The sequence below is a fragment of the Paenibacillus sp. FSL P2-0173 genome, from assembly GCF_038008045.1.
Taxonomy (GTDB): Bacteria; Bacillota; Bacilli; order Paenibacillales; family Paenibacillaceae; genus Paenibacillus; species Paenibacillus polymyxa_B.
The window spans coordinates 433,171-452,294 of sequence record NZ_JBBOYK010000003.1; the positions used below are offsets into that span (position 1 = coordinate 433,171).

17 protein-coding genes and 1 riboswitch are annotated in these 19,124 nt (G+C 47.7%); of the genes, 4 read left to right on the forward strand and 13 right to left on the reverse strand.

What is annotated here, in order from left to right:
* Positions 1–22: 22 nt before the first annotated feature.
* Positions 23–583: an RNA polymerase sigma factor gene (locus MKX30_RS18365; protein ID WP_053326350.1), complete on the forward strand. Its 561-nt coding sequence runs from the start codon at positions 23–25 to the stop codon at positions 581–583.
* Positions 543–2,228, forward strand: coding sequence for a DUF4179 domain-containing protein (locus tag MKX30_RS18370; protein ID WP_053326351.1), 1,686 nt, complete (start codon positions 543–545; stop codon positions 2,226–2,228). The genes MKX30_RS18365 and MKX30_RS18370 overlap by 41 nt, the downstream gene beginning before the upstream one ends.
* A gap of 108 nt (positions 2,229–2,336) precedes the next feature.
* Here the strand turns inward: MKX30_RS18370 and MKX30_RS18375 are convergent, their stop codons facing one another.
* The 13 genes from MKX30_RS18375 to MKX30_RS18435 all read right to left on the reverse strand — a co-directional run bounded on the left by MKX30_RS18375 (position 2,337) and on the right by MKX30_RS18435 (position 16,297).
* On the reverse strand, positions 2,337–3,161 hold the full coding sequence (locus tag MKX30_RS18375) for a carbohydrate ABC transporter permease (protein WP_023990874.1): 825 nt from the start codon (positions 3,159–3,161) through the stop codon (positions 2,337–2,339).
* The gene (locus MKX30_RS18380) at positions 3,161–4,027 is read right to left on the reverse strand and encodes a carbohydrate ABC transporter permease (protein WP_053326352.1); all 867 of its coding nucleotides are present in this window, start codon (positions 4,025–4,027) and stop codon (positions 3,161–3,163) included. The genes MKX30_RS18375 and MKX30_RS18380 overlap by 1 nt, the downstream gene beginning before the upstream one ends.
* A gap of 16 nt (positions 4,028–4,043) precedes the next feature.
* Entirely contained in the window at positions 4,044–5,276 is a 1,233-nt protein-coding gene (locus MKX30_RS18385; protein WP_053326353.1) for an ABC transporter substrate-binding protein, read from the reverse strand.
* 154 nt (positions 5,277–5,430) lie between these two features.
* Positions 5,431–6,231: an ABC transporter permease gene (locus MKX30_RS18390; RefSeq protein WP_071558076.1), complete on the reverse strand. Its 801-nt coding sequence runs from the start codon at positions 6,229–6,231 to the stop codon at positions 5,431–5,433.
* Positions 6,228–6,956, reverse strand: coding sequence for an ABC transporter ATP-binding protein (locus MKX30_RS18395; RefSeq protein ID WP_053326355.1), 729 nt, complete (start codon positions 6,954–6,956; stop codon positions 6,228–6,230). Before MKX30_RS18395 ends, MKX30_RS18390 begins: the two co-directional genes overlap by 4 nt.
* Before the next feature lie 344 nt (positions 6,957–7,300).
* On the reverse strand, positions 7,301–9,376 hold the full coding sequence (gene abc-f / locus MKX30_RS18400; protein ID WP_103744473.1) for a ribosomal protection-like ABC-F family protein: 2,076 nt from the start codon (positions 9,374–9,376) through the stop codon (positions 7,301–7,303).
* A 103-nt stretch (positions 9,377–9,479) separates the two neighbouring features.
* The gene (locus tag MKX30_RS18405) at positions 9,480–9,623 is read right to left on the reverse strand and encodes an RAxF-45 family protein (RefSeq protein ID WP_016822706.1); all 144 of its coding nucleotides are present in this window, start codon (positions 9,621–9,623) and stop codon (positions 9,480–9,482) included.
* 80 nt (positions 9,624–9,703) lie between these two features.
* On the reverse strand, positions 9,704–10,882 hold the full coding sequence (locus MKX30_RS18410) for an MFS transporter (RefSeq protein ID WP_023990880.1): 1,179 nt from the start codon (positions 10,880–10,882) through the stop codon (positions 9,704–9,706).
* A 69-nt stretch (positions 10,883–10,951) separates the two neighbouring features.
* Positions 10,952–11,051, reverse strand: a riboswitch (purine riboswitch).
* 57 nt (positions 11,052–11,108) lie between these two features.
* Positions 11,109–12,068, reverse strand: coding sequence for an acetylxylan esterase (locus tag MKX30_RS18415; RefSeq protein ID WP_071558075.1), 960 nt, complete (start codon positions 12,066–12,068; stop codon positions 11,109–11,111).
* Positions 12,069–12,079: 11 nt separating this feature from the next.
* Positions 12,080–13,129 (reverse strand): glycoside hydrolase family 130 protein, encoded by a 1,050-nt coding sequence (locus tag MKX30_RS18420; protein ID WP_028540809.1) that lies wholly within the window; start codon positions 13,127–13,129, stop codon positions 12,080–12,082.
* Between the two features lie 60 nt (positions 13,130–13,189).
* Entirely contained in the window at positions 13,190–14,023 is an 834-nt protein-coding gene (locus MKX30_RS18425; protein WP_028540810.1) for a carbohydrate ABC transporter permease, read from the reverse strand.
* 2 nt (positions 14,024–14,025) lie between these two features.
* The gene (locus MKX30_RS18430) at positions 14,026–14,910 is read right to left on the reverse strand and encodes a carbohydrate ABC transporter permease (RefSeq protein ID WP_053326360.1); all 885 of its coding nucleotides are present in this window, start codon (positions 14,908–14,910) and stop codon (positions 14,026–14,028) included.
* A 67-nt stretch (positions 14,911–14,977) separates the two neighbouring features.
* On the reverse strand, positions 14,978–16,297 hold the full coding sequence (locus MKX30_RS18435; RefSeq protein ID WP_235306645.1) for an ABC transporter substrate-binding protein: 1,320 nt from the start codon (positions 16,295–16,297) through the stop codon (positions 14,978–14,980).
* A 235-nt stretch (positions 16,298–16,532) separates the two neighbouring features.
* On the opposite strand from MKX30_RS18435, the gene MKX30_RS18440 reads away from it, so the two are divergent.
* A complete protein-coding gene (locus MKX30_RS18440; RefSeq protein WP_279833407.1) occupies positions 16,533–17,708 on the forward strand; it encodes an AGE family epimerase/isomerase in 1,176 nt (391 codons plus the stop codon).
* Entirely contained in the window at positions 17,705–18,904 is a 1,200-nt protein-coding gene (locus tag MKX30_RS18445) for a glycoside hydrolase family 130 protein (protein ID WP_028540814.1), read from the forward strand. Before MKX30_RS18440 ends, MKX30_RS18445 begins: the two co-directional genes overlap by 4 nt.
* Positions 18,905–19,124: the final 220 nt, after the last annotated feature.

A 19,124-nucleotide genomic window follows, 5' to 3' on the forward strand; every position in this document is an offset into this window, starting at 1 on the left:
CACGAGAAAGGAGAGCACATCATTGGAGAGTAATCGAGAGTTGTTTGATTTGTATCAACGAGATGTATACCGAACCTGCTACTACATGGTACATAATGCATCCGATGCAGAGGATTTAACACAGGAAGTGTTTATCATCCTGTTTCGCAGCAATCGTGAACAGATCGAACAACTAAAAGCCTGGATTATGAAGATTACGGTCAATCATTGTCTGAATTACCTTAAACGCCAGAAAAGCCTGCATTTGAAGGTATCGGCTAATCCCTATCTATTTAGCGGGGCGGAAGGTAAGCCTGTAGACAGGCTGGTGGAAGAACGCGAATCGGCAGAGGAATGGGCCGTTTATATGAATCGTCTTCCAGCCAAAATCCGCGCTGTGCTGACACTCCGCTATATGCATGATTTCACGCTGGCGGAAATATCAAAACTGCTAGAAATTCCGCTGGGAACCGTCAAATCGAGGACTCACAAAGGGCTAAAGTTAATGGAGAAAATACTGCGGGATGCAGGTGTACAAATTCCCGAGATGGAAGGAGAGAACTATGAACAACATAGAAAAGGCATTGAAGCGCAAGTTAAATGATGATTCGGAGATGGCCTATCCTGACTTCGATGAGATGTGGAACCGGATGGAACAGACAGGGCATACTGCCCCTACGCTAACCGACACTTCCGATTCATTCACTCCGCACCGACACAGAAATTGGCGCAAAATAGCTATCGCCGCCTCTCTGAGTGCACTTCTCGTTGCCGTTCCCGTCTATGCCGCCATCCACTATAATTGGGGCGATCTGCTGCACGGAAGAAGCGGCATTCAGACGGCACTAAATCAAGACCTTGGACAGCCCTTGGAGCAATCCGTAACCAGAGACGGAGTGAAGCTGACGCTGCATACCGCTATTGTCGATGAGAACCGGACCGTGATTCTGTACAGCTTGGAGGTCGGAAAACGCGCAGACAACGAGTTTTGGAATGTCAAAGGCGTATCACTTAAAAGTGCTGCGGGGAAAAGCAGTGCGGGCGAGTATAGCTTTCAACAATGGGACGAGAAAAACCAACGTTATAACGGCTACTTTGAAAGCGATTGGACACCGCAGCAAGAAACAGAGAACGTGCGACTGACCGTAGATCATATTGAGCTCACCAGCGTTCAGGAACTGGAATTGCCGCTCGATATCAAATCGCCTCAGATGCAGACGTTCAAGCTGGATCGTAACGGCTTACAAGATTTGAAGGTACAGGTATTCGAACAAGGGAAGGATAAGCTAATGCTGTCCTCGGCAATTACCTTCGATTCGTCCAAGCCGAAGGAATGGGACAATCCACAAATCATTGCCTACAAAGGTGGAGAACCTGTGCGGCCTCAGCCTGGAGGAGCTTTTGGTACACCCGGAGAGAATGGGGAATACACAGCCCAGCAGTATTTTACTAAAGCAGATATACCGGAAGGACAGACTACTTTCAAACTGCAATATGCGCAAACTGAGAAAAGTATAAATGAACCCATAAACCTTGATCTGCAGCTAAGCAAGAAGAAAATGGAAAGCGGAACGATTAAAAGCGTGCTGAATACCCCATTGGAGAACGGCAACCCGAATTTTACGCTAGAACAAATGATTGTCACACCTACACAAATCCGTGTCACGATCAGAAGCGAAAAGAAATTCGCCATGTTACCTTATCAAAAATACTTTCTTTCTGTGAACGGCACAACGCTGGAGGGTAGTCGTTGGTCTTCACCTGATCAGGAACACGATCTGAACACGATCCGTTTTGAACGACCGTCCAATCTTGTGATTATCAAGGACACTCCTGTTACTTTTACAGGCAAATACAAGGTTACGCCCCATTCGGATGACAAAACGCCACAGCGTTTAACTGATATTTCTGAGCAAAAGCAGACGCTAACGACGCAAATCGGTGGCTATCCTGTGAAGTGGACCTACTACAAACAGGGATCGGACTTATTCGTAGAAACCGAAAGCGAGGACGCTCACTTTGGAGGGATTAACCAGACGCATATTGGCCTGGGTAAAGAACGAATTATCGGCAAGCCGATCACAGCCAATTTCGCCGGAGACGGCAATAACAAGGCAGTGGATGTCTACAAGAACTTCAAAGGGAAGGAAGCTTCTATCTATATGTTCTACTATACAACGGACGACCCGGAAGCAGAGACAACCGTACCCTTGCAGCCTCTGACAAGCAACAGCGAAGCAGCTAAATAGCAATGCTATAAAAAGAGGGTCCTCTATACCTGGGTGAACCGTGGTATAGGGAACCCCTTTTTAATTTCCTAGGAAGGCACAGTCTGCCTGAAACGATTGACTCCCGCCCTACTTCACAGAACCTTGCGTAACGCCATTGATAATCCATTTTTGTGCAATCAGATAGACAATAATCATCGGCAGCAAGGCCATCAGGTACGAAGCAAAAGCCAGATTAAAGTCGGTATTGAACTGCCCCTGGAACACATACTGAACGAGCGGCAGTGTATACTGCTCTGCATCGCTGATAATAATGAGCGGCAGCAGGAAGTCGTTATATGTGGACAGACAAGTGAGAATTCCCACCGTAGCACTAATCGGCGCCATCAGCGGGAATATAATGCGCCAAAAAGTACCCCATGTCGTCGCACCATCTACCGTGGCTGCCTCTTCCAATGCCACCGGAATGGAGCGAATATAACCGACATACACGAAAACATTAAACGCCAAACCATACACTGTATGCAGCATAATGAGACCCAACAGATTAGTCATATGAAGGCCCGAGGCCAGTTTTACAATCGGCAGCATGATGATCGGGAACGGTATAAACATGGCGCTCACAAAGTAAAAATATAATCCCTTAAAAAAGCGTCGCTGCATATTACGGGCAATCGCATAAGCGACCATCGAATTGGTTAGCAAAGTGAGTATGACCGTCGATGTCGTGACCATCACACTGTTCTGAAAAGCGCTGAAGAAGTTGGTCATTTCCACTGCACGACTAAAATTCTCCCAATGCAGCTCGGTCGGAAAGGCAAAGGCGGAATGCGCCATCTGCTCGGGATTTTTAAGTGCTATCGTCACCGTCATATAGAGGGGAAACAGAATAAATATTGTCCCCAACGCTACCAGAAGCAGCACAGGCCAGTTGGTACGTCTGCTTGTTTTCATCAGTTATCCATCTCCCTTCTCTGGAGGAATCGCAGCTGTAAGATGGAAATGATCGCGATCACAATAAAGTAAATAACAGAGTTAGCCGACTGATAAGCAAATTCTCCGCCTCTAAAGCCTCCGGTGTATATCAGGTGGGAAATCGACTGGGTGGCCCGACCCGGCCCGCCATTCGTCAAAGCCACGATCTGATCGAACACCATCAGGGAATTTTTCATCGCCAATACCATATTGATCGTAAAAAATGGAGCAATTAACGGAAAGGTAATGCTCCAGAATTCGCGCCATTTACCCGCACCGTCCAAATTGGACGCCTCATACAGACTTGTCGGAATGGTTTGCAGCCCGGCCAGATAGAGAATCGTATTAAAGGCAATCCCCTGCCATACAGCTACGATGACAACCCCCACCCAAGCCAGTTGTTCGCTGCCCAAAATGTTCGTCGACAATGAGGTAATCCCTAAATTTTGCCCCCAAATCGTAAACACGTTCGAGAACAAGTAATTGAATATGTAACCCACGATTAGCACGCTCAAAATATTAGGCAGAAAATAAATACCGCGGAAAAAGTTACGAAACCGTATTTTAGCATTCAGCCCTAGCGCAATCAGCAAACTAAGGATATTAGTCGCAATGGTAACCACAATCGCAAATTTGAAAGTAAACCAGTATGCGTTCCCCACATTGTCATCCTGAAACAAATTAATATAGTTCTTAAACCCGACAAAGTGATACTGATGACCAAAGCCGTTCCAGTTCGTAAGCGAATAATAAAAGCCCTGCAAGGCAGGCAAGGTCAAAAATACAAAAAACAATAGCACCGCCGGCACCGTCATCCAGTAAAAAGTCGTTAGTCGCTTATTCATGTCTCCTCCTCCTCTCCTATCGGCGGTTAGCTACCTTATTCCACTCACTGTCTAGCTTGGCCAGATAAGCGTCGATGTCTCTGTTTTGCAGGAAGGCCTGCACAATAGAATTCAATTGGACCGCTTTGGGAATATAGTGATCGGCAAAATCAATGACGCGGCCCGATTTAAAATAAGGCAACAGCTCCGCCACACTCGGATCATCCTGCGTAACTCCCTTCACCGCCGAAAACAGCGTTTGCTCTGTAATGTATTGCTTGCTGTTCTCCGGCTTCAACAAGAAGGCAATGAACTCCTCGGCTTCCTTTTTATGCGGAGTGCTCTCCGATACGGCTAATAGTGTATCTATACCGGACACCAGTTTGACCGCCTTTTCATCATTCCCTGTCGGTAATGGGAAAAAACCAAGCTCCACTTTCGGGTTGGCTTTGCGAATTTCAGATATGGCCCACGAGCCCTGAATGTACATCAATCCCTGCCCGTTAGCGAAGGCACGATTACCGTCGGCATAGTTTTTGCCAAAATTATCACCATGCCCGTATTTCAATAGCTCCAGCTGCTTTTCAGCAACCTCGCGGTACTTGTCCTGAAAGGTGACCTGATTTTCACGCCGTTGCAGGAAAAAATCAATGCCCACCAGATTCGGGCCCAGCGCATTAAAGGGGAGGTTCGTTTGCCAATCATCTTTATATGTAAAATAGAACGGGATTTTCCCAGCAGCCTTGATCTTTTGCGCCGTTGCAATCAGCTCATCCCACGTTTTAGGCACCTGTAATCCCATTTCCTTAAAAAGAGTTTTGTTATACATCACACCATTCGCATTCGCAGCATAAGGAATTCCATACACGGGATCGACCCCGGTCACATCCTTAAGCATTTTGAGGTAAATCGGGTCAATCGTACGTGGCAATTCTGTATTCGCCAGATCCGTAAAAATACCGCTTTGTGCCAAAATGGAGTAGGTATCTGTGGCCCCAAGCCCCACAATGTCAGGTACATCGTTTTTGACAACCCGGGTCAATAACACGGTCTCTGCCTCTGGCGGGTTGACCTGTGTCACTTCAATACTGGGATGTTCCTGATTGAATTGAGAGATTAGCTTATCGAATGAACCCTTGGCCTCCGGCTTGTTTTGAAAAAACTCAATTTTCACCTTACCCGAAGCATCGCCCTTGTTGCATGCGCTTACAAAAACAGCCAACAAAAGGATCGCCGCCAGTGTAGACAGCTTTTTGACCCAACTCCACATGCTCATACCTCCTTTTCCCCTATGTCAATCTATGCGGGACTAGACAATTAATACCCGTCCCTTATGGAAAAGAAACGATAAAAGATCCAACTGACCCTCAAGCGGTCAATTGGATCTTTCTTTTACTTTTATGATGTTCAGGCTACGGATGCCCCTAATACAGATAATCATCAGTCACAAAACGGCGGTATGCGCCCCAAGTAAAAAAGATAAGATATAGACTAACCACGGTGATAATCGCCCCATTCACAGACGAATTCCCGATTAAGGATCTATCTAATCCTGTATGCTGCATATATGGAATAATCATAAATGCGATCACATTGTATAGGTATGGGATATGAGAAACAAAAGAGACCAATTTTAAATACAATGAATCAAACAACAAAGAGCCCAGATTGTAAACCATACAAACACCGATAGCATACGTTACACTTTTGCTATACATAGCGATAAAACAATAAAAGGAGCTTATTGCTAATAATGAGGCAAGCGCCCAACCATAGTATTTAAGCATCTGCAGTCCTTGAGATCCGGACAGCCCCGCATCACTTACATCATAGGAAAGAGTCCATACTTCAACGATCACCTGCGAGGATACTGCAAATACAATGAGAAGAAACAAAATAGTAGCATTTAAAACCAGCAGTTTACTCCAGAAAATCTGCCCGCGGGTAAATCGGCGCATAAATAACAACCGCAGTTGCCCGCTTCGAAATTCCTCTGTGTATACAGCAGCAGCTAAAGCAGCCACAGCTATGTTGCATACTAAAAACAAATTCTCACGCAGACCAGTAACGACAAAGTTTAAGGATAATACCTCTACAGGAACCTTCATCGTGCGCAAAAAATATACTCCTGTCGAACAGGCTAGAATCGGTGTACATAATACCATGAGCCAGAACCACTTTCGTCTCCACAATCGCTCGAACTCGCTGTATATTAATGATTTCATAGTCCCATCAATCCCATAAAAGCATCCTCTAGCCGTTGGCCGTCCTCTACTAATTGATCAGTAGGTCCCTGCCAAACTAGCCTGCCCTCTTTGATAACCATGAGTTCGTCACACATCTGTTGCAGTTCATCCAACAGATGACTGGAGATAAAAAAGGCAAAATTCGCTGAATCACGCAAACCAAGCACAATATCTCTCAGTTCTCTCATCCCCATAGGATCGAGACCGTTGGATGGCTCATCCAGCAGCAGGAGATCAGGAGCGCCTAGCATGGACTGCGCAATACCTAGCCTTTGCTTCATTCCGAGAGAATAGGTTTTCACCTTGTCGTCCCCTCGTTTTTCTAATCTTACCTTTGTAAGTAAATCTTCAACATGTATCTCCCGATCAGAGGGTGCAATTTCAGAGTGCAGCCGTGACAAATTGCGCAAAACCTGCCTGCCTGTCATATAATCAAAAAAGACCGGAGATTCAATAATAGCCCCCACCTTGGACAGCGCCTTTTCCCGATCCGTCTGTACATCATATGAGGCTATCTTTACAGAACCGCTGGTTGGCTGCATTAATCCGGTCATGATTCGCATCATTGTAGTTTTACCAGCTCCATTAGGTCCGATGAATCCATAGATCTTCCCTTTCTGAAGCTTAAAAGAAACACGGTCTAACAAGTGCCTTTTTCCCATTTTTTTCGTTACCTGACTGACCTCTAGTAAGGAGTCCGACATACTATTCCCTCCATCCATAACAAATCACAACATAGTTCCAACGCGTGCATTTGATATGTAAGATCATGATGGATAACACAAACTTCATTTAACAATGAATCATATTATTTATTCAATTTAAAAAGTATCATATGTTGCGAAATGCAAACAACTTTCTTTATATGTAAAATATAATAACAATAATATATCAATACCATTTATCTTAATTAATGGTCATTAATTTTTGTGATGATATCTTTGTCTTTTCACTGCAAAAAAGGTAGCCCTTCAGTAAACGTTCTACCTCAGGGCTACCTTCTATATAAAATAAACTGTTTTCTAGCCAGTAACTACTAGCCTGTCACCTACTCCAGCTCAACCCACTCGCCGAGCAACGTGTCCAGCTCGGCTTGCAACCGCTCACGCGCATCCCACAGCTCCGCCATGTGGATCGTATCGCCGCTTGTGCCGAGCAGCTCCAGCTCGGCATCCGCCGCCGCCAATTCTGCTTCTTTGGCGGCGATGGCCCGCTCCAACCGCTCGCTGGATGCAGCGGGCGTGCGTGATGGCTTCGCGGCCTTCGCTTCGCGGGCCCCAGACCCGGCAGCGGGCGAGCCCAAGCGATTTGAGCGTGCACGGCTCGCATCGGCTCCCGCAGTCGCTCCCGTATGCGCAGCCGGCCCCGTGCCATTGCTCGCTGCACTGGAATGTGCAGCTGTACCCGAGCCTGAGCCGCCACCGGATGCGGCTCTGCTTGCAGATGTCGGGCGCGTCCCGGTACCCCCCTCGCTCTGTAGACGAGCGTTTTCCAGCTCCCGCTTCTTCGCTCGGTACTCGTCAAAGCTGCCCAGATAAAAGGTCAGCTTTCCAGCCTCCAGCTCCCACACGCGTCCTGCTAGCTTATTCACAAAATAGCGGTCATGTGAAATCGCCAGTACCGTTCCCGTGTAGGTGTCTAACGCTTCCTCCAGCGCCTCGCGTGAGTCAATGTCCAGATGGTTCGTCGGCTCATCCAGCACCAACAAATTTGGCTTTTTCATGACCAGCAACGCCAGCCGCAAGCGGGACCATTCGCCACCTGACAGCATGCTCACGGGCTTAAACACATCGGCACCGTAAAACAAATACTTCGCTAGCAACCCGCGCGCCTCGCCTTCTTCCACCCCTGCTTCCTCCTTGAAGTAAGCAAGCACAGTCGCTCGGCTATTCCGCTCTCTCTCTTGCTGCGCCAAATATCCATACTCCACGCGCGCACCCCACTGGACCGAGCCTGCATCCGCGCTTTCCTGACCAAGCAGCAGCTTGAGCAGCGTCGTTTTGCCTGAACCGTTATCGCCCAGCAAGGCCACCTTTTCACCGAATTCCAGGCTGCCCGTTGCCCCGTTTAATATCTGACGCTCTCCATAGGCTTTAACGATTTCTTCAAACTGTAGCACCCGGCGACCGGAACGATCCTCCAGCTTTAAGTGAAATTCCGCCCCCTGCGGGTCCAATACAGGCCGCTTCACCAGCTCCATACGCTCCAACGCCTTACGAATGGAGGCTGCTTTTTTGAAAAACTTTTCGTTGTCGCCATTGCGCCCCCACTCTTCAAAACGCCGAATGGCCTCTTTCATCTTTTTAATCCGCTTTTGCTGTTCCTTATAATCTTCAAATTGCAGTAGCAATCGTTCTTCCTTTTCCTTAACATAGCCGCTGTAGTTCGTATAATACGTAAACGCCTCGCCATCCTCAAGCTCAATCATTTTAACGGCGACCCGATCCAGAAAATAACGATCATGAGATACAACCACACACGCACCTGTGTAGCCCTGCAAAAATTGCTCCAGCCATTCCAGCCCCTTCAAATCCAGATGGTTGGTCGGCTCATCCAGCAGCAACAAATCCGGCCGCCCGATGAGCTGTGATGCCAGCGCTATTTTTGTTTTCTCTCCACCTGACAGCGAGCCGAAGCTGCGCGTATACATTCCTTTGGGAATACGCAGACCATCCGCTACCTGATCAATATTTGCATCCATTTCATAGCCGCCGTTGCGCTCAAACCGTTCCTGCAAGGCAGCATACGATTGCAGCAGCTTCTCCAGAAGGCCTACGTCTGCTGCCACAACCGGATCTGACATTTCCCGTTCCAGTGTGCTCATCTGATTGCGGCAATCCTTCAGCTCACGATAGGCGTAAGCCAGCGTTTCGTACACAGTAAAACTCTCAAACTCCGCCGGAATTTGCGGTAAATAGCCGATTTTCGTATCCTTGGCGATGACGAGCTGCCCTTCATCCGGGCGGGACAAACGTGCGATTAGGCGTAATAGGGTGGTTTTACCGCTTCCGTTGCGGCCGATGAGTCCCACCTTTTCTCCTGTATGGATATCAAACGATGCACCATCCAAAATCAGATTGGCAGCGTGGTATTTTTTCAATTGTTGACCGTTTACTATATACATGTTCAGGCTCTCCTTTATTTAGGAAGACCCTTACCTGGGTAACACAAAAAGAGCCGCAGGAGCAACCCCGCGACTCTTCGGAAGATACAGCAATCCGTTCGAGTTAAGGTAGGCGTCTTCTCGCGATGTTTACAACCGTATGATTAAAATTGGACAGACTTCTCCCGTTGTATGGAAAAGCATGAACAATGCCAGCCATAGCAATCGGCAGCTGGCTAATACGGTTGTTCAGCATCTCGTGATTCACCTACCTCACCTCCTTCTTCATAATTGTGTGTAGTATAACATGTTTGCTCGCATTATAAAAGAGGGCGATGGTTCAGCGAATTATGAAACAGAGTGGTGCCCTCTGACAGCCTGTGATGTCCCCGCTCTGGTAATCGAAAATACGCCGCAGACAAAAGCAACAATCACAAATGCCCCACCCACCCAAGCGTTCGTGGCAACAGATTCACTATTCTCAATCACTACTCCTCCCAGGGCAGAACCGAGAGCGATCCCGACCTGGAGTGCGGAGAAATTAAAGCTTTGCTGAATACTACCCGATTCGGGTGCATTTTCAATAAGATAACTTTGCATCGGGGGCGACAAGGCCCAACTCAGTATGCCCCAGATGATCAGTAGTGGCGCAAATACATAAATCGAGTGGATTGAGAATGGCAGCAAGAACATCACGGCGATAAACACGCCTACGACGACTAGAATACTTTTCGCTGTGCCGAACCGATCTGCCAAAGAGCCGCCAATAAATCCGCCGCTCACTGCCGCCAGCCCAAAGACAAAATAGGCCACACTAATCCACGAAGCGTTTAAGCCCATCATATTTTCTAAAAATGGAGTGAAATACGCATATAACGTGTAATGGCCCGCCAGTGTCAGCGTGGTCACCAGATGAGCACTGATGACTTTAACATTTTTTAAGGATTTCAGCTGATCGCGCATAGGCACAACATGTTCCGTCGGAATCCGCTCCATAAACAAGTTGATAACGATCATAGCAACGACCGTCAACAAGGCAATGATCAGGAAAAGCACCCGCCAGCCAAACGCATTTCCAATCAGCACCCCGGCTGGAATACCTAGAACGATGGAGGAGCTAACCCCCATGGAGATGACACCAAGGACACGGGCCTGATAAGCCTTGGACACCACTTTGACTGCAATGGTCAACGACAATGTCACGATCAGCGACCCGCTTGCAGCGGTAACGATACGGGATACAAACAAGACAGCATAATTCGGACTCCAGAAGGCCAGCAGACTTCCCAGAATAAAGATAAACATCGACCACAGGTACAGTCGTTTTCGTTCAATTTTGGCGGTCAACGCCAACAAAGTTGGCCCAGCAATAGCATACACGAGCGCATAGATCATGATAAGCTGTCCTGCCGTGCTTACGGAGACATTCAAATCCTGCGCAATTTGGGGTAGCACGCCACCGATAATCAGCTCTACCAAACCCACCGTAAAGGTCGCAATCGTTAAAATAACTACTTTGAAGTTCATTACATTAGCTCCTTTGCTGTCATGTAAATTCCCTCGTATTACGCAAAAAAATCCTGACCACAAGAAATGTACAAGACGTACACTTTTTGTAATCAGGATTTATCGGTTCCTGGTAGAGACCCTCAAACCATATTATTGAGGTTATACAAATGGGGCATTCATTTATTACGCATTCACGAAGGTTATAGCTATTACTATAAAGGAGCCTGTGGCTAAGTTCAACCCCCTACAGCCGCAAAAATTCGCTCATGGCACGATCCGACAGATAGGGTAGATACTCATGACCGTATTCGTGATACAGGAGTATTTCCTTGTCTGATACGATTTTATTGTACACCGCAAACTGCGTGGAGGGTGGACAGATGGTGTCCGACAGCCCTGTCACAAACAACACACGACCACGAATACGATCTGCCAAATGTTGAATATCGATGTAGCCTAGTCGGTGAAAGAGCTCCTCCTCGCGCATATGATTCGGATCAAACCAACGAAAATAATAAACCAGTTCTTCATATGCAGATGTAGTGGCATCCAGCGCCCAAGCTCTTTTATAGTCCGACAGAAATGGATATACCGGAACTGCCATACGGACACGTGGCTCCAATGCAGCGCAGGCAACCGTTAAGGCCCCTCCCTGGGAGCAGCCAAATGCGCCGATCCGTTCAGGGTCGACCTGCTCCATAGACATCAGAATGCGTACCGTCTGCACGGTATCCAAAAATACATTGCGGTAATACATCCGATCCGGGTCCGGGTCGTCAATCCCCCGGATGATATGGCCGCGAACCGTCGTTCCCTGAACCTGCAAATTGTCCTCGGACAGCCCACCTTGCCCCCGGCAATCCATAGCCAGCACGGTGAATCCGTGTGCCGCATAGCTCACCTTGTCGAACCAGTCACCACTGTCGCAGGAATATCCATGAAACATGGCCAACGCTGGACCTTGTTCCGTAAGGTGCTTAGGACGAGCCAGCTTCCCATGAACCTTCGCTCCGCCCACTCCAGTAAAATATAGATGGTAACACTCCACCATGGGAGAGACAAAATCAGCAGGCTCCAGTGTATAATCAAGCGGCTGCCGCTCCAGCTCCTGTAATGCCCGTTCCCAGTATGCGTCAAAGTCCAGCGGCTTCGGGTTACTCCCCATATATGACTGCAATTGCTGTAAAGACATATCCTCTGGCATTCAAGTTCCTCCTACATCCGGCCCGACTCACGGTCGTCTGCGACCACTTCATCCGTTGCGATAACATACTTCATAATGTCAGTTACTGTCGTGTATGCGATACCTACATACGTGTCAGCGGCTCCATAATAAATCGCAATCCGCCCAGTGTCCGCATCATGTAGCGTAGCACACGGGAAAACCACATTCGGCACAAAGCCCCGTTCTTCGTACCATTCCTCTGGGGTCAGCACGAAATTCGAGGAACGATATTTAACTTTAGACGGATCATCCAGGTCAAGAACGGCTACGCCCATACTGTATACCAGCCCATTGCACGTGCCCGTCACCCCGTGGTAGAACATCAGCCAACCCTCGGTCGTCTCAATCGGGGCCGGTCCGCCGCCAATCTTTACCGATTGCCACCAGCCCTGTCCGCCCTTGCTCATGACATGACGGTGCTTGCCCCAATAGACCAAGTCAGGACTTTCACTTAGAAAAATGTCGCCAAACGGTGTATGTCCGCTGTCGCTCGGACGGGATAGCAACATAAAGTTTCCGTTTAGCTTGCGGGGCAACAGCACACCATTGCGATTAAACGGCAGGAACGGATTTTCCAATCGTACAAAGCTTTTAAAATCCTTTGTTTGTGCTATCCCCAACGCTGCACCGTAAAAATCTGTACACCAGATGATATAATACGTATCCTCCACGCGGACCAGACGCGGATCGTAAGCATAATTAGGCTGGTAATCGCTTCCTTCCTCATCGACCAAATGCAGACGTTCTGTCTCAATGTCCCAAGCCAACCCGTCGTCACTCCAGCCTAGATGCAAATGCGGACGTCCATTAATCGTTTCAGCCCGGAATACCCCTACAAACCGTCCCTCATACGGAGCTACTGCACTGTTGAAAATACGGGCAATACCCGGCACCGGATTGCGTCCAATGACTGGGTTTTCAGTATGCCTCCACACCGGAGCCTCGCTACCTTCCGGCTTATCCTGCCACGGCATTTTCGACAGACTTTCTCCCAAAATTCGTACGTCACCTACATCCAAATCCACATTCAATTTACTCATACGTATATTCTCCTCTCACCGATATACTTGATCTCATCATTTTTCTATTTCGCCGTTATTCTATTTCACTGAACCCTGCGCGAATCCGTTATAGATATATTTTTGTAATGATAAAAACGCAATCAGCGTCGGAATAATGGCAATGATAATGCCCGCGCTAATAACTTCCCATTGCGAGCCATATGGCCCTTTAAACTTGAACAGCGCCGTCGATATAACCTGAAGGCTTGTTTTGGGCATATACAGGAACGGGGTGTAAAAGTCGTTGTAAATATTAACGCCTTTGATAATGATCACCGTCACAATGGCAGGCTTCAGCAGGGGCAAGATAATGCGCCAGTAGATCGTCAGATAGGAGGCCCCATCCAGCATGGCTGATTCATCTAGCGCCACCGCAATGGAATCCAGAAATTGCAGAAAAATATACACTGCAATAATATCCGTTCCCAAATACAGCAAGATCGCCGCCCAAGGCGTGTTAAACAGCTCCAGTTTGTTGATAATTTGAAATGTCGATACCTGTGTCGTTACCCCCGGAATGAGGGTCGCGAGCAGGAACGCTCCGAGCATAAGACTTTTGCCCTTAAATTTAAAACGGTTCAAAATATACGCGATCATGGAACCCGTTAATGTGGCTCCGATGATCGAAATCAACAGGATAAAAGCTGTGTTCACAAATCCGGTCAGCATATTTCCGTTAATAAAGGCTTTGGTATAGTTAGCCCAATTCAGCCAGTTCACGGGGGGAGTCAGAGGACTGGTTGCCGCATATTCAGTCTTCGTCTTCAAAGATGCAAACAAAATTACGACAATCGGCAGCAGTGCAATGAACGCACCTAGTAGTAGCGCCGCATACTTGATGCTGCTAGCCAGTATTATTTTCAGCTTATACATGATTAGTCCTCCTCTCCCCGAATTAGCAACCGTTGAAGCAGCGTAACAGCGATTACGATCAGCAGCAGAACAACCGCCATCGCCGAGGCCAAACCGACCTTGCTGTATTTGAATGCCACATCAAGCGTTTGAATGACGAATGTTTCGCTACCGTTGGAGCCACCGGTCATAATATACGGAATATCGAATGCACTGACCGCACCGCTAATTGCCAAGATGAGATTCAACTGCAAAATCCGCTTGATGCTCGGCAAAATAATTGAGCGGAACTGATGCCAGCGGTTGGCTCCATCGATATCGGCTGCTTCATACAAATCACTGGATATGGAAGAAATCGCACCCAGAAACACAATAAAGTTAAAGCCCATGTATCTCCAGATCGACGTGCCAGCCAGCGAAATATTGATAATCTCCGGGTTGCCCAGCCACAGCTTGACATACGAACCCAGCCCCACTGCCTGAAGCAGGGTATCGAGCGTGCCGTCTGGCTTAAAAAAGAAAAGAAAAATAAAACCAATGGCCACCCCGTTCATTAGGGAAGGAAAAAATAAAACGCCTTTAAAGAAATTTTTAAACCAGGTCTGAAAGCTGAGAATGGTTGCAAAATAAAGGGCCAGACCCATCTGTACAAACGTGGCTACAAAGTAATACAGACTGACCTTAAACACCGAGAAATACTCGGGGTCGGTAAAGATTTTGATATAGTTTTCAAAACCCACATATTCCAGACGCTTACTATAGCCGTTCCAGTCCGAAAAGCTGTATTTAAACATATTGATCACCGGCAAGTACGCAAAAGTGATCAGCAGCGCTAGCGGAATAAATGAAAAGGCAACAATAATCGCCAATCTTTGTTTGGAGTAGCTGAGATTCGAAAATTTTAACATGCTGCACCTCCTGGCTATCCGTCCATCGACTGCTACGTCGATCCTTTCTTTTCGTCAGTTCAGATGGCTATTTTGCTTCCTTTGCAGCCACTTCAGCACGCGCCTTCACCCATGCGTCGTTCAGATCCTTCATAATGGTGTCATACGATTCCGGGCGGTTACCGACTGCTGCCTCAATAATGCGTTTTTTGAAGTCAGGCTGCCACAAGCCGATTTCTCCCTTTTTGTCGATTTTATCGACAATCCCTTCCTGTCCTTTTGGAGACGGAGTGAGCGTTTCAAAAACGACTCCCTGATCTTCGTATTGCTTCAAAATGCTAGGCATTGGGGCACCCTTCAGCGGACTAATGCTACCTGCCTGCTCTACGGCATAGTTGGACTTTTCGGTAAACCAATCCACCCAGGCACGGGCCGCCGGTTTATTTTCACTGTTTACGTTAATACCGAGGTTAAAATCACCAGCCAGAGGCACAAGTACCTTGGAGGCATTCGTCGGGAAAGGCATAAAACCGATATCATCCTTGTTAGAAGCTGTGCTTTTGATCTGGTCAATCGCCCAAGAGCCAAGCACCATCGTACCGATTTTGCCTTGAGCGAGATCCGCCTTGGAGGTCTCCCAATCTGTAGTCGTTGGATCTTTTTCAATCAGGCCTTTTTTAGCCGCATCGTACAGGACCTTATACAGTTCATAGTGGGGCTGGCCCTTCGTGAAATTGTCATCTGTATTCGGTTGTGTGACATTCACATATTCCTTCGTACCCGCCAATGTTGCCAGACTAGACTCCCACTGGGTCAGTGCCCAACCAGAGGCATAGTTCGTAAACAGCGGCACTGCCTTGGTTTTGTCCTTAATCTGCTGTAACGCTGTCAGGAATTGATCCGGTGTTTTGGGAAGCTGCGTGATTCCTGCGTCCTTGAACACCTTTTTGTTATAAATCACACCAGAGTAAACCATCGCAATTGGAATACCGTAGCTGTTATGATCCACCGTACGTTCTTCAAGGCCGGTATACTTGTTTTTCATCTCCTCATAAGTACCCAGCGGCTCGAAAAAGTTGGGCAGCTCTTCAACTGGAATACTGCCAGGAATCAGCAAAACATCTCCATAATCCCTGGTCCCCATACGGATTTTAATTTGACCCTCATAATCGGCCAATGCCTGAAAATTGACCTTCACGTTCGGATAAAGTTTGTTAAATTCCTTGGCGTAATCCTGAAATACGGTATCCACAATATCAGTCCGCTGTGTGATAACCGTAATTTCACCTTCCACACCCTTCGGATCAGAGCTGGCAGCTGGCTCATCCTTCTTTGAGGTACAGCCAGTAAACAGCCCCGCTAACAAAACCACGGATAGTAATGACATCAAAACCTTGGACAACTTCATGAGACGACTCCTCCTGTTGTTTTCGAATAAGGTTATCGTTAAAGTAACAAAATCATTTTATTATGTTAGCGCTTACTATGTCAATTGCAATATTCTTTTTGTAAAGTGGAATGGGTCACATCTTATAAAAAAACACCAATTTAGCATGGTTGACAGTTTACAAACACCTAGATATGATACTTCTGTAAAGTTAACGATAACCTAATAACTTATTTTCCGAAGGAGGCTTTGTCTCTTGGAAACACTACTGGACGAAATTAGACAGGAATGGAAGGAGCACATACTCCCATTCTGGCTTGGACTGAAGGATGAGACACACGGTGGGTTTTACGGCGAGGTGGACGTGGATCTGCACATTCATAACCAAGCTAACAAAGGCGGGATTGCCACTGCACGGCTACTCTGGTCATTCTCGGCGGCTGCCCGTGTAACAGGGGAAAATACCTATGCAGAAGCCGCACGACATGCATTCACATTCCTGCGGAATCACCTGCTTGATCCATTACATGGAGGAATGTACTGGATGGTGGACTACACCGGGCAACCCGTGGACACGTGCAAGCATGTATACGCGCAGGCATTTGCGATCTATGCGATAGCAGAGTATGCACGTGCCACAGACGACCCGAATGCATTACCACTAGCTATGGAGCTGTTCCATCTGCTGGAGCAAAAAGGATATGATCGCACCCGACAGGCATACGGCGAACAATATGACCGCTTGTGGAACACGCAGCCTAATGAGCTACTCAGCGAAAATGGAGTCACCGCGCATATCACCATGAATACGCATATTCATGTTTTGGAGGCGTATACCCAATTGCTGCGCGTCTGGCCAAATGAAGAGGTTCGAGATGCACTGACGAACGTACTGGATATTTTATATCATCGTGTTTACGATGCTTCTGCCCGGCGACTGGGGGTATTTTTCGATCGTGAATGGCGCTCTCTGCTTGACCTGACCTCATATGGTCACGACATCGAAGCCAGCTGGTTGATTGAAGACGCTATGAATGTGCTGGGTTATTACCCGTCAGAATACGTGGATATGGTGATGGATATTGCCAATGCGGTAGCAGAGCGCGCTGTTCAGCCAGACGGATCGCTCATCAATGAGCGGGAAGGAGAGCGAGTAGACACCTCACGTATCTGGTGGGTACAGGCCGAGGGGATGGTTGGTTTTTACAATGCGTTTCAACGTACAAAAGACGAACGTTTTTTGCAAATTGTGAAAAATCTATGGTCCTATACCCGGCAATATATCATCGATCCGCGCCCCGGAGGCGAATGGTTCTGGTCAGTTCAAGCGGATGGTAAGCCTGATGCGAGAGAGATTGCAGGACCCTGGAAGTGCCCTTATCACAACAGCCGATTTTGCATAGAAATGCTAGAAAGGATGGAAAACCAATGATCCATAGCAAATACAATGAGCTGCGGTTGCAGCAAGAGGAACTGATTACACGCCCCAATGAGGTTAAAACTACCTTTTATAATGGTATCTACGAACGCTACCTCTATCCAGTGCTCACACGCCATCATGTTCCACTTCACTGGCGGTTTGATCTGGATGCGCAAACTAATCCCTTTTTCATGGAGCGGCTGGGTGTAAATGCGGCATTGAATCCAGGGGCAATCTATCATGAAGGAAAATACATTCTTGTTTCGCGTACCGAGGGACTGGATCGAAAATCATTTTTCGCTTTAGCAGAGAGCGATAACGGCATTGATCAATTTCGATTCATTGACGCCCCCCTAGTATGGGAGGATATCGACCCAGAAGAAACAAATATGTACGATATGCGGCTGGTGAAGCATGAGGACGGCTGGATTTACGGTATTTATTGCTCAGAGAAAAAAGACCCTGACGCACCACCTCACGATACCTCCAGTGCTGTCGCTCAGGCCGGACTGGTCCGTACTCGTGATCTTCGTACATGGACCCGGCTTCCCAACATCACTACCCAGTCCCCACAGCAACGCAACGTTGTCCTGCACCCTGAATTTGTGGACGGTCAATACGCCTTCTATACTCGTCCCCAGGACGGATTTATTTCCACCGGCTCGGGCGGAGGCATCGCCTTCGGCCTGTGCAAAGATATTACACAACCCGTGATTGAACACGAAACCGTCATTGATGAGCGTTGTTATCATACGGTGTACGAAGCCAAGAATGGTCAGGGCCCTGCCCCGATCAAAACCAGTCGCGGCTGGATTCATATCGCTCACGGGGTACGCAATACGGCCGCTGGGCTGCGGTATGTGCTGTATACCTTTGCCACCAGTCTGGAAGACCCTACGCGCGTCATCGCTAAGCCCGGCGGGCACTTTCTGGCTCCTTATGATGAGGAACGCGTGGGCGACGTTTCGAATGTTATTTTTTGCAATGGGGCAGTCGTTAACGAACAAGATGAAGTCTTTATTTACTACGCATCCAGTGATACCCGTATCCACGTAGCGACGACCACCATCGCTCGACTGGAGGACTACACCTTCAATACACCATCCGACCCGTTGCGCTCTCTCAGCAGCGCCGCTGTTCGTCGTGAGCTAATTCATCACAATGAAGCGCTATTGCAAGCACACTCCCGTCCTTCCCAGCGGACATAAGCCGCAGGCTTTATCCTGCTTGCGGAACCATGTATACTATCCATAGAACAACTGTTACCCGCAGGCTAACAGTTGTCTATGGGCAGCCATGCTGCCAGTCTTTGTATCTTTACAGGACAGCAACCCTGCTAAGTCTTTTGGATTTTTACAGGCGGCTAAGCTACTGATATATTCCCCAGCATTTTGCATCCATTCTCTGGATTAGGCAAAATGCTTATCT